Source organism: Orrella marina (assembly GCF_003058465.1).
In the GTDB taxonomy this organism is placed as follows: Bacteria; Pseudomonadota; Gammaproteobacteria; order Burkholderiales; family Burkholderiaceae_B; genus Algicoccus; species Algicoccus marinus.
In genome coordinates this window covers 2041421-2055935 of record NZ_CP028901.1, presented here as the reverse complement: position 1 = coordinate 2055935, position 14515 = coordinate 2041421, and the positions used below count along the sequence as shown (strand labels likewise).

Below are 14515 nucleotides of genomic sequence, written 5' to 3'. Positions count from 1 at the left end.
ACACAAGCTCTGCGTCCAGGCCCCTTCTATGCACCTGTTTAGTCGATGACGACCCAGTCGGGTACGAAGCGGTTGTCAGCGCGGTGAGTCACGTTGACGTTCTTCTTCATGGCCCATGGGATGATCTGGTCGTGCAGCGGGATGTGGCCGATGTCCTCAGCATGCAACTTGAGTGCTTCAACGATCATCTGGTTGCGCTTGTCCTGATCGGTTTCAACCTTGATCTGGTCGATCAGGGCATCCACTTCAGGATTTGAGTAACCCCCGTAATTGAAGGAGCCGTCAGCGCCTTCGCCCTTAGAGCGGATCAGCGCTTGCAGCGAGTAGAGTGCGTCAAATGTCGGCACACCCCAGCCCAGCATGTAGATGCTGGTGTCACGCTTGTCGAGCTTGGGGAAATAGTTTGCCCGGGGCAATGTGACGAGGTTGGTCTTGACTCCCGCCTTGGTCCACATAGCTGCGATTGCCTGGCAGATCGCTTCGTCATTGATGTAACGATTATTAGGGCAGTCAAGCGTCACCTCGAACCCATCCGGGTAGCCGGCTTCCTTGATAAGCTCGGCTGCCTTGGCCGGGTCATGAGGCAGGCGCTTGCCCAGTTCCTCCGTGTAGCCGTTGACCTGCGGCGAAATCATTGCACCAGTTGGAATGGATTCACCGCGCATCACGGCTTTCTTGATCGCGTCGATATCGATCGCCTGATAGAGCGCCTGGCGAACACGCTTGTCCTGCAACGGGTTCTTGCCCTTGACATTGCTGTACTTGAGCTCCGGACTGGATTGATCCATGCCGATAAAGATGGTGCGGTTCTCGTTGCCATTGATCACCTTTGCCTGCTGCTCAATGCGGCGCAAATCCTGTGCGGGTGGGTCCAGCACAAAATCGATCTCACCTGAGAGCAGGGCTGCCGTACGGGTCGCATTCTGCTTGATGGGTGTGTAGATGATCTCGCTGACGTTGCCAACCTTGTTGTCTTTGTTCCACCAGTTAGGGTTCTCGACATAGATGGTTTTAACGTCAACTTCACGGGACTTCAGCATGTAGGGACCTGTCCCGTTGGTGTTGCGGGCAGCGTGGGTCTCTTCGCGGTCTTTGAAGTTTTGAGGTTCGAGTACGTTGTTTTTTTCTGCCCACGCCTTGTTCATGATACCCAGTGTTGGTAGCTGACGTAGCAGGACCGGGTTCGGGCCATCGGTGATGACGTCAACGGTCAATGGGTCAATGATCTTGACCTCCTTGATACCATTAACATAGGACTTGAATTGCGAGGTCGGAGCTGCCGCACGCTCGATGCTGAACTTGACGTCTTCAGCGGAGAAGGGTGCACCGTCGTGAAACTTGACGCCATCACGCAATTTGAAGCGGACGGTTTCCGGATCTATCTGTTCCCAGGATTCGGCCAGCCAGGGAATGACTTTGAACTCCTGGTCGTAACGGACCAGCGGGTCATAGACAAACAGGTTGGCTGCGATGTTCAGCCCTTCGTTCTGTGAGTGCGGGTCCATCGTCATGATGTCCCCTTGGCTTGACCATTTCAGTGGCTTGGCCATCACAAAGCTGGGTGCTATTGCAAAAGATGCCGCGACGGCGGTGGCAACAATAAGACGATGCATATTAAAACTCCTAAGAGTACGTGAATACGAGAGCGAGTTTGCACCACTGTCAAGTTTCCGTCAAACAAAATATTCCCGATGTCGGATAGGTATTCAAGTGGATTCGGAATGAGCGAGCGTCACCGGGTTTCGATCCCTGGCAATGTCCGCTCCAAAGAAATCCCGCAACTGGTACGCCTTGCCATCGTCTGCCGCGTTCGCAGCCTCAAATCTTCGTTCGGTTGCTTCGATCCTGTGTGACATTGTCCGCTGTTTGCGATTGAGGCTTGCGATTGCGAGGCAAAAAGGCTTCGCGTTGCCGGATTTGCACCCCGCGCTCGACACCAGCACACTCATCAACCCCAGGTCGATACCCGTGATGGCCTGATTGATCTGCTTGATATGACGTAGAGGGTTGATCTGCAGCAAGCGCGCAAGTTTCTCCAGAAAGTTGCGATCAGCACGGTCGAGGTTTCGGATCACCTCCGGATCACCTCCTGTACCACCTGCGAGTCAGCGTCCTTGACACAAGGAAAAGCTCCCGCCGAACGGGCAACATGGCCTTGATTGTGTGGCAGGAAAGGGATTCTTTCCGGTCCTGTCATGCTGCACGTTTCATTGCCAGCGCCCGGTTCCACACGAATCGCGCACACCCGAACTGCGCGGCAAGGTGTTGTTGCTGGTCGACGCCCGGAATGTCGAACAACAGAAAACACCAGCTTAAACCCTGGGACCTTGGTGTGGGCGTCTCTTGGTGCGCGCGTCTCATGTCCCCGCCCAATCAGATCGCCTTCGGCGAAATGACGCTTCAAGTCCAGGCCCAAGTGGAGCGCGGGTTTGCCTCGCACGGGATAAAACTATCCATAAACTCTGCCGGTCACGGCACGCGGGTGTTAAGGGTTTCAAGTACGTTACCGGAAACGAGGCACGGTGTGCGACCCAGGTGGGATATAGATGATCCATCAAGACCGGTTTTGCGGCCCTGGTGTTGACTCCTCGCTATACTTGTATGTCTGTGCTGTGATTCAGCGCGATCTGTGAATTCGATATCCTTGAAATAGCGGGATTTACCCTCAAATAGAAGCCATGGGACTCAAAGTATTCAACCTCCAATGTGAGACCGGTCACCTGTTCGAAGGATGGTTCGGATCGCACGAAGATTATGGCGATCAGCATGCGCGTGGATTGATCGAGTGTCCGGTATGCCAAAGCTCGGCCATCGAAAAATTGCCTTCGGCACCGAGAATCAACAAAGGGCGCAGTGGTCGCACGGATGTCGCTGCAATGCAGGATTCGGCCGAATCTGGCCCGGCCCTGGCAGATGCGTCTCAGGAGATGGCCCGGATTCAGGCCCAGATTCTGCAACAGGTTCGTGAGTACGTTAGCAAGACCGAGGATGTGGGTGTGCAGTTTGCGCAGGAAGCGCGCAGGATTCATGAAGGCGAGGCACATGTCAGGCCGATTCGTGGGCTGGCGACTGCTCAGGAAAGAGACGAGCTTGCCGAGGATGGGATTACAGTGATGGCTGTGCCCGAGTTCCTCAATACAGATCGCCTGAACTGACTTTGACGACAGTAGCACTGGTTTCAGACAAAAAAACAGCCCTGGGGTAAGTATGATCCAGGGCTGTTTTTCGTACTGAGTGAGGTCAGATCGTGATGATCCGTCCGCAAAGCCAAGCAATCAGGATATGACGCGGCTACGGTACTCACCCGTGCGGGTATCGATTTCGATTTTATCCCCTATGTCGCAAAACAGCGGAACAGGCAACTCGAAACCGGTTGTCAGACGAGCGGGTTTCATGACTTTACCTGATGTGTCGCCACGAACGGCGGGCTCCGTATATTCGATCTGACGAACCACCGTATTTGGCATTTCAACCGAAATGGCGCGACCTTCGTAGAAGACGACTTCCACAGCCATGCCTTCTTCCAGGTAGTTCAGGGAGTCACCCATACTGTCCGCTTCAACCTCGTACTGGTTGTACTCTTCATCCATGAAGACATACATCGGATCAGCGAAGTAAGAATACGTACACTCTTTACGATCGAGAATGACAACGTCAAACTTCTCGTCAGCCTTATAGACAGACTCACTGCCCGAAGCTGTCAGGAGATTTTTGAACTTCAGTTTGACGACGGCTGCGTTACGGCCAGACTTGTTGTATTCGGCACGTTGCACGACCAGTGGCTCGCCACCAACCATGACTACGTTTCCGACGCGCAATTCCTGGGCTGTTTTCATATTGGAAAGAACTCCGTCCTTAGGCATCCTGCCACGCGACAGGAGGGGATTTCAAAATAGAACCCGGTATTCTACCCTGTAGTTCCCGCAGTTGTGCGTGTGCGTGTGGATTGCGGTCAATTTTCCTGATCGTAGAATCGCAGAAGTTGCAGGCTCAGGCTGTCCTGAGAAATTAGCTCGTTTCGGTGGGCAAGGCACGCTTGCTGCCATGCGTACCAGTCTGGTCCTGAAACCAATTTCTTCCAGATGGGATGCGCACATCCTTCGGACCACTGGTGCATCGCTTTGCCGACGGAATCAGGCATGCGGGCCCGGTCGAGCCAGGCCTGCAACTTGTGGTGATGCTCGCGTTCTTGCTGGCGATAAATATTCCAGATGAAGGGTTTCCCGGCCCAGATTGCCCGAACAAAGGAGTCTTCGCCGCGCACCAGATTCAAGTCGGTACAGGCGAGCAGTCTGTCATAGTCTGTCTGTCGCAGAAATGGAATGGTTGTCCAGTGCACGTGACTGAACTTGCCAGGATCCAGATGGGCCAGATCCGTACGGATGCCTTCGGGAATGAGGAGCAATGAGTCCGACTCCAGCTGCTCCAGTTGCTGCACAAACTGTTCCAGGGGAGCATCTGGATAAGTGAATACCGAAATAATGCGCCGGACATCGACCATCTCAGTCGGGACGCCCAGCTGTGTAAGCCATGACCTATCTGCTACCGACGCGTGTGCAACGATGTTTTGCTCGCGGATCAGCCCACCCGTATGAGCAGTAAAACCCGGAAAGAAGTACACGGGTTTGAGATTATCAGATCTCAGAGAAGGCTGTAGATGAAAGCCCTCAACCCAGGGTTGAGCACTCAGGTATTCCAGTTGTATCCAGAGGGTCGGACTGCCTGTTCCGGTTGCATCTACCTGTTGTCGTTGCTCGATCAGACGTTGCAGATAAACGCCCGGAAGATCGCAGGAAAAGGCGGCGATAACCAGATCGGGCAGTGGGCGCGAGTCATGGGCAACGAGGCTGTCATCGCAAAGCCAGATGTCGACACCACTGACGGACTGCTTTTGCAGCGCCGGATTGACTGCAGGCTCCAGCCGGTTCAATGATTCGATTCGATCGACCCAGAGTCTGACCTGACAATTGTGTTCTTGCGTGAGCTGTCTGGCAAGTCGCCAGCTCACGCCGATGTCGCCAAGGTTGTCGATAACCTGGCAGAACACATCAATACGGCGTGTCATTGCACGCTCAGTGAAAATGTTGCGGCATGTCAAAGGCTTCGTCAGGCATCTCCGGGTGAACGATGTCGCCTTCCTGATTGGGCAACATGGCAGCGCCACAATCCCCGCAATATTCGCTCGGGGCCAGACCTGGAAGGACTCGGATGTCACGGATACCAGCAGCATTCAAGGCACTCGTGATCTGTTCCAGTATCTGAGTGTCGTCATTTTCATCTTCGGTAAACCCGTTGATATAGTTCGATGGCCAGATCGTGCCAAAGAACACATCCGGATCGCCCTTGCGGCTGTATCCAATCCTGAATTCCCGGTATTGATCATCGCCGAAACGCATGATGTTGGCGCGAAGCAGTGCCGGGGTGATATTCAAGGCCGTTTGCAGCCAGTCGACTGAGGCTTTTATTCCGATTGGGCGCAAAGTCTCTCGTGCAGAAGAATCGCTTGAATGGTATGCATCAGGCAGTACAGCTTCAATCTGACATCCAGGGAATAAGTCCGCCAGGGCAGCCTGCGCATACTGTTGCCACGCCAGGAGAACATCTGCTCGTGTGACAGAAGAACTCGCTATCCAGCGAAAAATCGGGCTGTCCTGCGGCGCGATGGCAACCATGACGAGGTGTCTCGAGTCAGCCAGCAGGGATACGCCCTCAGGGTACGGCTCCGGCTTGGGCTGCTGTCCGGTTCCCTGGAGTGCAGCGCTCCCAAGTGTCTGCAACCAATGCCTGGTCCGGGTGAATTCCAGCGGCATCTCAAATGTGCTCAGGAATTTTGGAAGACAGTGCACTTGAACATCCGGCGCAAAAGCATGCTGCTTCAATCCTTCGATCAAATGCGATAGTTCCTTCTCGCCGAGTGTTACATCAGGAATGGTGTAGCGGGTCCAGACAAGCATAGGTGCTGTCATCAGTAGACAATCGACAGCATCGCCTGTTTTCGGGTCCTTAAAAGTGGCAAACTCCGTTAGGTATTGCAAACGTTCAAATACCAGCGCGGAACTCTCAGGGTCGATTGTCGTCAGCTCGTTCATAAGCTGTTCAACCTCTCGCTCTTTCTTGCGGTCAAGTAACTTCAGCAGATCCTTGTCAATGACACGAATCCAGTGGTTTTCTTCGTAGAGAGATTCCGAATTCGTGAACGCAAGCGCCGATGCGAGAATCTGTCGCGTTAGTTTTGCGCTTGTAGATTTACCTGGCTTGCTGATGTTTGGTTTGGGCATGGGTCTGAATGGAGCCTTGGGTAAAAACAGGTTGAAACCGGAACATGCGGTTGCGGTGGGCGTCTGCGACGAGAGATGCATGTTGCTGACCGCAATCAGGCGGTCGTCACAGCCTCGCTAATCAAAGCTGCATTTTAACCCTCTCAGTCGGCAGGCGATACGTCTGCGGACCGGGTTTCGCCCCGTTGTTCTGGATTCAGGGTGCTATCTGTCTCTGGTGTTTCGAGCCTTTCAAGAAACATGGCTGCCGTTCGAGCAAGTGTTCGTCCTCCCGGCTCGACGATCCGGATTGTGCGATTCAAACCTTTTCCAATTCGGATGCCCGCCAGCGAGCCATCCTCATGACTCAGTGAAAGATTTGATACAAAGCCCACACCGAGCCCGGCCCGGACTCCTTCTTTCACGCCCTCAACGCCGGCGAGTTCCAGATACTCTGGCAAGGGCAAGTCATGCGACGCAAAACAATCCAGAATCATTCGTCTGACGCCGGAGCCCTGCTCGCGCATCACCAGGAACTCGCTGGCGAGTCGTCTGAGTGTGGTAGCGGGTGAAGTGCAAAGTGGATGATCTCGCCGCACGATCGCCACGACTTCGTCCTGCCGCCAGTCACGGATGCGGTGCTCTGCCAGAGTCTGTTCGTCAAGCTCGCCCTCTACAAAAACCAGGTCAAGATCTCCAATCCGTTCCAGTACCTGCTGGCTGTTGCCGGTAAACATCTGCACACTGACACCGGGAAATGTGCGCCGAAAGCCAGCGACCAGGCCGGGCAGGAGGTAACTTGCGGGTGTCGTACTTGCACCGAGACGCAGCAGACCATGCTCGAGTGCCTGGCTGACGCGCTTTAGCTCCCTGGCCTCAAGCATGGCCTGCCGGACACGGAGTGCGATCTCCAGTAACTCCCGACCGGCAGGCGTGAGCTGGATACCTCTTCCGTGTCGATGGTACAGCGGCTCACCAAAAGATTGTTGAAGTGCCTGCAGTTGTCCTGAGACAGCCGGTTGTGACAAATGCAGTTGACGGGCTGCCTGGCTGATGTTGAGTAACTCGGCCACTACGCTGAAAGTGATCAGCTGATCAGGAGTCATGCTCGGTCTCGCATATGGATTGATTCTGGTGGTATGAACTAAACATAATAATTATCGATGATTAGTATAAGAAATAACAGCTTTAATTATCGATTGAGATTGCGTATCTTTATAGCCTGAAATTATTTACAAATATTGATATAAGAAGAGAAATGACGACGATTGCGCAGCCTGGTTACCAAGTTTGGCGAGACAGAATCAACGGTGTCTTGTTTGTGGCGCTGATGGCATTTGCGGTCACTCAACTGGCAGGCCTGCCAGCCATCAGAGTGCTAGGCCTGAGTCCTCTGGTTATCGGCATTGTGTGTGGCATGCTTTACGGTAACTTCCTTCGGGGCAGCATGCCGGCAGACTGGTCGGCGGGGGTTCAGTTCACAGCAAAGCGGATTTTGCGGGTGGCTGTGGCGTTTTATGGGTTGAATATCAGCATCCAGCAGATCATCGAAGTGGGTATGCCAGGAGTAGTGGTTTCGATTGGCGTGGCCATCGGGATTCTGGCACTCGGTACCTGGCTGGGTACGCGCTGGCTAGGTCTTGATCGCGACACGTCGATGCTGACGGCTGCGGGGAGTGCGATTTGCGGTGCGGCGGCGGTCCTGGCGTTTGAATCGACACTGCGGTCAGCCCCTCACAAGAGCGCGGTTGCAGTCGCGACTGTTGTTCTGTTTGGCACCATTTCGATGTTTATTTATCCGATCCTTTATCAGGCGGGCTGGCTTCCATGGGAGGGTCAGGCGCTGGGGATCTTTATTGGTGGCAGCATTCATGAGGTCGCCCAGGTCGTGGCATCTGCCAGCAGTATTGATCCGGCAACGACCGAAGTGGCGACGATCGTCAAGATGACTCGGGTAGCGTTGCTGGTACCGCTACTGCTCGTCATCGGGTTATGGCTTCAGCGTACTAGCGTCAGCTCAGATGGAAGTAAAGCGAAGTTGCCAGTTCCCTGGTTTGCGATCGGGTTTCTGGTGCTTGCGCTGATCAACTCAGCTGACGTGATTCCGCCTGACATGTTGTCAACGCTCAGAGCAATCGACATTTTTCTGCTGACCATGGCGATGACGGCCCTGGGGATGGAAACGCGTTTTGCTCAGTTTCGTAAGGCGGGACCGAAGGTTATGCTACTCGCCGCTGTCTTGTTCGTCGCTTTGTTCTGTATTACGGGTGGGTTGGTCTGGCTCGTCGGGTAGGGCAGAGCAAATGGCCCGGGCACTGCAGGCGATCCGGACAGTGAGAGGTCCGTCGGGAAGATGATTTTCTGACCGGACATAAAAATGGAGGGTTGACCCAGGGTCACCCTCCATTTTTTAAGACCAGGATGGCCGGAGCAGGGTCAGTCCTGCAGCAACTCACGTAGAACAAATGGCAGAATGCCACCGTGCTGGTAATAGTCCACTTCAATCGGTGTGTCGATTCTCAGCAAGACTTTCACTTTGTCGGTTTTGCCATCTTCACGGTGGATCACCAGTGTGACATCCTGCTGCGGTTTGATGCCATTCTCCAGCCCTTCAATATCATAGGTCTCGTGACCTGTGATGCCAAGAGATTCAGCACTTTCGCTACCCTTGAACTGAAGTGGCAGCACGCCCATGCCAACCAGGTTGCTGCGATGAATTCGCTCGAAGCTGCGAGCAACGACCGCTTTGACACCAAGCAACATGGTTCCTTTGGCAGCCCAGTCACGCGAAGATCCCGTGCCATACTCCTCGCCACCGAAAACAATCGTCGGTACGTTTGCAGCCTGGTAGGCCATAGCTGCATCATATATCGACATTTGCTGCCCGGTCGGCTGATATATCGTGTCTCCACCTTCAAAACGGCTGCCATCAGCAAGAGGCGGAATCATGAGATTCTTGATCCTGACGTTGGCGAATGTACCTCGCATCATGACTTCATGATTGCCTCGGCGTGACCCATAGCTGTTGAAATCAGCTTTGCGTACGCCATTTTCCAGTAGCCACTGGCCTGCCGGAGAGGTATCCTTGATCGAGCCCGCTGGTGAAATATGGTCGGTTGTGACCGAGTCCCCAAAGATCCCGAGGGCACGTGCCTGCTTGACGACTGGAATCGCTTTGGGTTCGGATGTGTAGTCATCAAAGAACGGTGGTTTGGCGATGTACGTTGATTCAGGCCAGTTGTACAGATCGCCTTCGATGCCTTTGATGCTCTCCCAGAGTTTTCCGGGATTCTTGCGCACATTGGCGTAGTTCTTGCGAAACACGTCGGCATCCATTGCGAAGGCCAGCAATTCGTTAATTTCCTCGGTGGAAGGCCAGATGTCTCCAAGGTAAATCTCTTTGCCATTCTTGCCGATGCCGACCGGCTCAGTCATCAGATCCTTCTTGATGGTGCCCGCGATCGCATAGGCCACAACCAGAGGGGGAGATGCCAGAAAGTTGGCTTTGACGTTCGGGTGAATTCGGGCTTCAAAGTTACGGTTGCCCGACAGTACGGCAGCACAGACAAGCTGGTTCTCGGTGATGGCTTCGTTAATGTCCGCAGCCAGGTCACCGGCATTGCCGATACACGTCGTGCATCCGTACGCCGCGACGTCAAACCCCAGCTTTTCCAGATACGGTAGCAGCTTGGTTTTCTTGAGGTAGTCGGTGACGACCCTGGAGCCGGGGGCCAGGGATGTTTTGACGTAACTCGGTACAGTGAGTCCAGCCTTGATCGCCTTCTTGGCGACCAGTCCGGCTGCGAGCATCACGCTCGGGTTAGATGTGTTGGTGCAAGACGTGATCGCAGCGATCAGGATGTCGCCGTTGCGGATCACGCCAGATTCCGGGGTTTCAAATTCCAGATCAAACTTGTCCACCGGCTGGTTGAACCCGTTTTCGGCGACCGGGGCACTAAACAGTTTCTTGAATGTCTGTTTTACACTGCTCAGTTCAATCCGGTCCTGCGGCCGCTTGGGCCCGGCAAGTGATGGGGAAACAGTTCCGAGATCCAGTGAAAGTAGTTTCGTAAACTGGATGTCTTTGGCTTTGGGGACGCCAAACATTTTTTGTGCCCGGAAGTAGGCTTCTAGCGCTTCGATCTCTTGATCCGTACGTCCAGTACCACGGAAATATTCGATGGTGCGTTCGTCAACCGGGAAAAACCCCATCGTTGCGCCATACTCTGGTGCCATGTTTCCGATTGTGGCTCGATCTGTGACCGACAGGCTCGCAGTTCCTTCACCACAGAATTCGACAAACTTGCCAACGACCTTCTCTTTGCGCAGCATTTCAGTGATTGTCAAGACCAGGTCTGTTGCAGTCACTCCGCCTCTCAGTTGGCCTTTGAGCTCAACGCCAACCACGTCAGGTGTCAACATATACACCGGTTGACCGAGCATGCCAGCCTCGGCTTCGATGCCACCGACTCCCCAGCCGACTACGCCGATACCGTTGATCATGGTGGTGTGGCTGTCGGTTCCGACTAACGTGTCAGGATAGTAAACATCTGTTTTCGGGTCATGATGTACGCCACGGGCAAGATACTCCAGGTTGACCTGGTGAACAATACCGAATCCTGGTGGGACCACCCCGAATGTGTCGAATGCCTGCATTCCCCACTTGAGGAACTGGTAACGTTCCTTGTTGCGTTCGAACTCGACCTTCATGTTCAGATCCAGCGCATCCTTGGTCCCGAAATAGTCGATCATCACCGAGTGGTCGACGACCAGATCAACAGGAACCAGAGGTTCGATCGATTTCGCAGACTTGCCTGTCTGATCTGCCACAGCACGCATCGCTGCGAGGTCAGCCAGTAGCGGCACGCCTGTGAAGTCCTGCAAGACAACTCGCGCCACGACAAATGGAATCTCGCTGGTGCGTTTGGCCTTGGGTTTCCACTTCGCGAGCTGCTTGACATGTTGTTCAGTCACCTTCTTGCCATCGCAGTTTCGCAGGACTGATTCCAGCACAACTCGGATGGATACCGGCAGGCTGTTGATGTCGACATCGAGTGCCTTGGCCAGTTTGGGTAGTGAGTAGTAATAACCTTTCTTGTCACCCACCTTCAGAGATGTCAATGTGTTGAATGGATTATTGGCAGTCATGTCCGGACTCCTTGTTGTCATTGTCTCTAGGATATATCAAGCCACCGTGGGGATAAAGCATCCCGGCATGTTGCGCCCGGATATCGGTTTGTGCAATGGTCCTCACTTTGTCGTCGAAGGCATCTTGATCTGAGACTGCAAATTTTAAAAAAAATCCCGCCAGGTAACTGGCGGGATCGGTATTGATTAACGCTGATTCAATCAGGCATCAATCGTGTCTGCGACATCTTTGTAGTCGGCAATCTGATCAAAGTTCAGGTAGCGATAGACTTCGCTGCCGTTCTCGTTGATCACCCCAATGTCAGCCATGTATTCCTCACGGGTCGGAATCCTGCCCAGACGCGAGCAGATTGCTGCCAGTTCCGCCGAACCGAGATAGACATTGGTGTTCTTGCCCAGACGGTTGGGGAAGTTGCGGGTGCTGGTGGACATCACGGTTGCCCCTTCACGAACTTGAGCCTGGTTACCCATGCAGAGCGAGCACCCTGGCATTTCTGTTCTGGCGCCAGCCGTTCCAAACACCCCGTAGTGACCTTCTTCAGTCAGTTGCTGTGCGTCCATCTTGGTCGGCGGTGCCACCCACAGCTTGACAGGGATGTCACGCTTTCCTTCGAGAAGCTTGGATGCTGCACGGAAGTGACCGATATTGGTCATGCAGCTACCGATGAATACTTCGTCAATCTTCGCGCCGGCAACATCTGAGAGAGTCTTGACATCGTCGGGATCGTTCGGGCACGCGACAATCGGTTCGACGATCTCGTCCATGTTTATCTCAATCACGGATGTGTACTCGGCGTCCGGATCTGCCTTGAGCAGTTGTGGATCAGCCAGCCATGCTTCCATCGCCTTGATCCGACGGACGATGCTGCGCTCGTCCTCATAGCCGTTGGCAATCATCCATTTGAGCATGACGATGTTGCTTCTGAGGAACTCGGCGATCGGCTCCTTGTTCAGGTGCACGGTGCAGCCAGCAGCCGAGCGCTCTGCCGATGCGTCGGAGAGTTCGAACGCCTGTTCAACCTTGAGGTCTGGCAGGCCCTCGATTTCCAGGATCCGGCCGGAGAAGATGTTTTTCTTGCCTTGCTTCTCAACCGTCAGCAGGTCGTTCTTGATCGCGTAGAGGGGGATTGCGTTTACCAGATCACGCAGTGTGACACCAGGTTGCATCTTCCCGGTGAACCGGACCAGGACAGACTCAGGCATGTCAAGCGGCATCACGCCAGTCGCAGCAGCAAACGCTACCAGACCGCTACCAGCCGGGAAGCTGATTCCGATCGGGAAACGGGTGTGTGAGTCACCACCCGTGCCGACAGTGTCAGGCAACAGCATGCGGTTGAGCCAGGAGTGAATCACACCATCACCCGGGCGTAACGAAATGCCGCCACGCGTGCTGATGAACTCAGGCAGTGTGTGGTGTGTCTTGACGTCCACAGGCTTGGGGTATGCCGCTGTGTGGCAGAAAGACTGCATGACCAGATCTGCGGAGAATCCAAGGCAAGCGAGATCTTTCAGTTCGTCGCGAGTCATCGGGCCGGTGGTATCCTGGCTTCCGACCGATGTCATCTTGGGCTCGCAGTATGTGCCTGGACGCACGCCCTGGCCTTCAGGTAGTCCGCAGGCACGACCAACCATCTTCTGTGCCAGCGTGAAACCTTTACCGCTGTCGACCGGATTGCTGGGCAAACGGAAAACAGTTGATGGCTCAAGTCCAAGTGCTTCGCGTGCTTTGGTTGTCAGGCCACGACCAACAATAAGCGGAATCCTTCCGCCGGCACGCACTTCGTCGAACAACACGTCTGACTTGACCTGGAACTCGGCGATCACTTCACCGTTCTTGAGCGCCTTGCCTTCGTACGGACGAAGTTCAATTTCATCGCCCATCTCCATTTTGGAGACATCGAGCTCGATTGGCAGTGCGCCGGCGTCCTCCATGGTGTTGTAGAAGATCGGAGCGATCTTGCTGCCGAGACAGAAGCCACCAAACCGTTTGTTGGGAACGTAAGGAATGTCCTGACCTGTGAACCAGAGAACCGAGTTGGTTGCAGATTTACGGGATGATCCCGTGCCCACCACATCACCAACATAGGCGATCAGGTTGCCTTTTTCTTTCAGTTTCTCGATCAGCTTGATCGGGCCGGTCTTGCCAGGCTCGTCAGGCTCGATGCCAGGACGGGGGTTCTTGAGCATGGCAAGTGCATGCAGCGGGATGTCAGGGCGTGTCCAGGCATCGGGTGCCGGTGACAGATCATCTGTATTGGTTTCACCTGAAACTTTGAATACTGTCAGCTTGATGCTCTCCGGCAATTCGGGCTTGCTGGTGAACCATTCGGCATCAGCCCAGCTTTGCAGGACTGCCTTGGCGTTGGCGCTACCGTTGCTGGCGGCTTCCTGAACATCATGGAATGCGTCGAACATCAGCAATGTGTGCTTCAAGCCTTCAGAGGCAATGTTGCCCACGACGGGGTCATCGATGAGCTCGATCAGCGCCGAGATGTTGTAGCCGCCGAGCATGGTGCCCAGCAACTCCGTTGCTTGCTCGCGTGTGATGAGTGGGCAGACTTCCTTTCCCAGCGCAACTGCAGCCAGGTAGGATGCCTTGACTTTGGCAGCGTCATCCACACCGGCAGGTACGCGGTGGGTGATTAGCTCGACCAGAAAATCTTCTTCGCCTTCTGGCGGTGATTTGAGCAGTTCAATCAGTTCTGCTGTCTGCTGAGCCGTGAGGGGCAGAGCAGGGATACCAAGCGCTGCGCGCTCGGCTTCGTGTTGGCGATAAGCTTCTAGCATGATGATAGGCCTTTGCTAAACAAAAACTTCAGGGGTTTGAAGCAGATTGCGGTACTCAGGGTGCCGCACGATATAGGCTGCAACGTAAGAGCACTGTGGCACAACCTGCCACTGCCTGCCCTGAGCGAACTCAAGGACATGGCGGGTGAGAGTGCCGGCAAGACCACGGCCCGCGAGCGCATCCGGTACCCGAGTGTGCGTGATGGTCATCACTGTGCCCTCAAGTTCGTAATCGAGTACGCAGTGATGACCCTCTACAGGCATCGTGAAACGCTGCGTCTGGCTGTCGTGTTCGATGGTGTGCATGATCAACCTCGTCTTGC

At 54.4% G+C, this 14515-nt stretch carries 12 protein-coding genes; 2 read left to right on the top strand and 10 right to left on the bottom strand.

Features of this window, described 5'->3' with window-relative positions; translation table 11 throughout:
- Nucleotides 1–38 precede the first annotated feature (38 nt).
- From DBV39_RS09215 to DBV39_RS20625, 3 genes are all read right to left on the bottom strand, one after another.
- Nucleotides 39–1613: an ABC transporter substrate-binding protein gene (locus tag DBV39_RS09215; protein WP_108621285.1), complete on the bottom strand. Its 1575-nt coding sequence runs from the start codon at nt 1611–1613 to the stop codon at nt 39–41.
- Between the two features lie 93 nt (nt 1614–1706).
- Entirely contained in the window at nt 1707–2075 is a 369-nt protein-coding gene (locus tag DBV39_RS09210; RefSeq protein WP_108621284.1) for a hypothetical protein, read from the bottom strand.
- Between the two features lie 118 nt (nt 2076–2193).
- Nucleotides 2194–2361: a helix-turn-helix domain-containing protein gene (locus DBV39_RS20625; protein WP_227870878.1), complete on the bottom strand. Its 168-nt coding sequence runs from the start codon at nt 2359–2361 to the stop codon at nt 2194–2196.
- Nucleotides 2362–2678: 317 nt separating this feature from the next.
- Here DBV39_RS20625 and DBV39_RS09200 point away from each other — a divergent pair, with 317 nt between their 5' ends.
- Nucleotides 2679–3155 (top strand): DUF1178 family protein, encoded by a 477-nt coding sequence (locus tag DBV39_RS09200; RefSeq protein ID WP_108621282.1) that lies wholly within the window; start codon nt 2679–2681, stop codon nt 3153–3155.
- 120 nt (nt 3156–3275) lie between these two features.
- Here the strand turns inward: DBV39_RS09200 and efp are convergent, their stop codons facing one another.
- From efp to DBV39_RS09180, 4 genes are all read right to left on the bottom strand, one after another.
- The gene (efp, locus tag DBV39_RS09195) at nt 3276–3836 is read right to left on the bottom strand and encodes an elongation factor P (protein WP_108621281.1); all 561 of its coding nucleotides are present in this window, start codon (nt 3834–3836) and stop codon (nt 3276–3278) included.
- Nucleotides 3837–3952: 116 nt separating this feature from the next.
- Complete coding sequence (gene earP, locus DBV39_RS09190; RefSeq protein WP_108621280.1) at nt 3953–5065, bottom strand: elongation factor P maturation arginine rhamnosyltransferase EarP; 1113 nt, start codon at nt 5063–5065, stop codon at nt 3953–3955.
- A gap of 7 nt (nt 5066–5072) precedes the next feature.
- Nucleotides 5073–6278, bottom strand: coding sequence for a DUF2863 family protein (locus tag DBV39_RS09185; RefSeq protein WP_159078884.1), 1206 nt, complete (start codon nt 6276–6278; stop codon nt 5073–5075).
- Nucleotides 6279–6421: 143 nt separating this feature from the next.
- Nucleotides 6422–7363, bottom strand: a complete 942-nt coding sequence (locus tag DBV39_RS09180; RefSeq protein ID WP_108621278.1) for a LysR family transcriptional regulator — start codon at nt 7361–7363, stop codon at nt 6422–6424.
- Between the two features lie 152 nt (nt 7364–7515).
- Between DBV39_RS09180 and DBV39_RS09175 the strand changes: the two genes are divergently transcribed.
- Complete coding sequence (locus tag DBV39_RS09175) at nt 7516–8550, top strand: YeiH family protein (protein ID WP_108621277.1); 1035 nt, start codon at nt 7516–7518, stop codon at nt 8548–8550.
- Nucleotides 8551–8693: 143 nt separating this feature from the next.
- Here DBV39_RS09175 and acnA read toward each other — a convergent pair whose 3' ends face one another.
- From acnA to DBV39_RS09160, 3 genes are all read right to left on the bottom strand, one after another.
- Nucleotides 8694–11405, bottom strand: coding sequence for an aconitate hydratase AcnA (gene acnA / locus DBV39_RS09170; RefSeq protein WP_108621276.1), 2712 nt, complete (start codon nt 11403–11405; stop codon nt 8694–8696).
- 201 nt (nt 11406–11606) lie between these two features.
- Entirely contained in the window at nt 11607–14192 is a 2586-nt protein-coding gene (locus tag DBV39_RS09165; RefSeq protein WP_108621275.1) for a bifunctional aconitate hydratase 2/2-methylisocitrate dehydratase, read from the bottom strand.
- A gap of 15 nt (nt 14193–14207) precedes the next feature.
- Nucleotides 14208–14498, bottom strand: a complete 291-nt coding sequence (locus DBV39_RS09160) for a GNAT family N-acetyltransferase (RefSeq protein WP_108623198.1) — start codon at nt 14496–14498, stop codon at nt 14208–14210.
- Between the last annotated feature and the right edge of the window lie 17 nt (nt 14499–14515).

Excerpts from the sequence above, each read along its gene's own strand:
- DBV39_RS20625 (WP_227870878.1), bottom strand. The coding sequence starts at position 2,361 with ATGAGACGCGCGCACCAAGAGACGCCCACACCAAGGTCCCAGGGTTTA.
- efp (WP_108621281.1), bottom strand. The coding sequence starts at position 3,836 with ATGAAAACAGCCCAGGAATTGCGCGTCGGAAACGTAGTCATGGTTGGT.
- DBV39_RS09180 (WP_108621278.1), bottom strand. The coding sequence starts at position 7,363 with ATGACTCCTGATCAGCTGATCACTTTCAGCGTAGTGGCCGAGTTACTC.
- DBV39_RS09160 (WP_108623198.1), bottom strand. The coding sequence starts at position 14,498 with ATGCACACCATCGAACACGACAGCCAGACGCAGCGTTTCACGATGCCT.
- acnA (WP_108621276.1), bottom strand. The coding sequence starts at position 11,405 with ATGACTGCCAATAATCCATTCAACACATTGACATCTCTGAAGGTGGGT.
- DBV39_RS09185 (WP_159078884.1), bottom strand. The coding sequence starts at position 6,278 with ATGCCCAAACCAAACATCAGCAAGCCAGGTAAATCTACAAGCGCAAAA.
- DBV39_RS09200 (WP_108621282.1), top strand. The coding sequence starts at position 2,679 with ATGGGACTCAAAGTATTCAACCTCCAATGTGAGACCGGTCACCTGTTC.
- DBV39_RS09215 (WP_108621285.1), bottom strand. The coding sequence starts at position 1,613 with ATGCATCGTCTTATTGTTGCCACCGCCGTCGCGGCATCTTTTGCAATA.
- DBV39_RS09175 (WP_108621277.1), top strand. The coding sequence starts at position 7,516 with ATGACGACGATTGCGCAGCCTGGTTACCAAGTTTGGCGAGACAGAATC.
- earP (WP_108621280.1), bottom strand. The coding sequence starts at position 5,065 with ATGACACGCCGTATTGATGTGTTCTGCCAGGTTATCGACAACCTTGGC.
- DBV39_RS09165 (WP_108621275.1), bottom strand. The coding sequence starts at position 14,192 with ATGCTAGAAGCTTATCGCCAACACGAAGCCGAGCGCGCAGCGCTTGGT.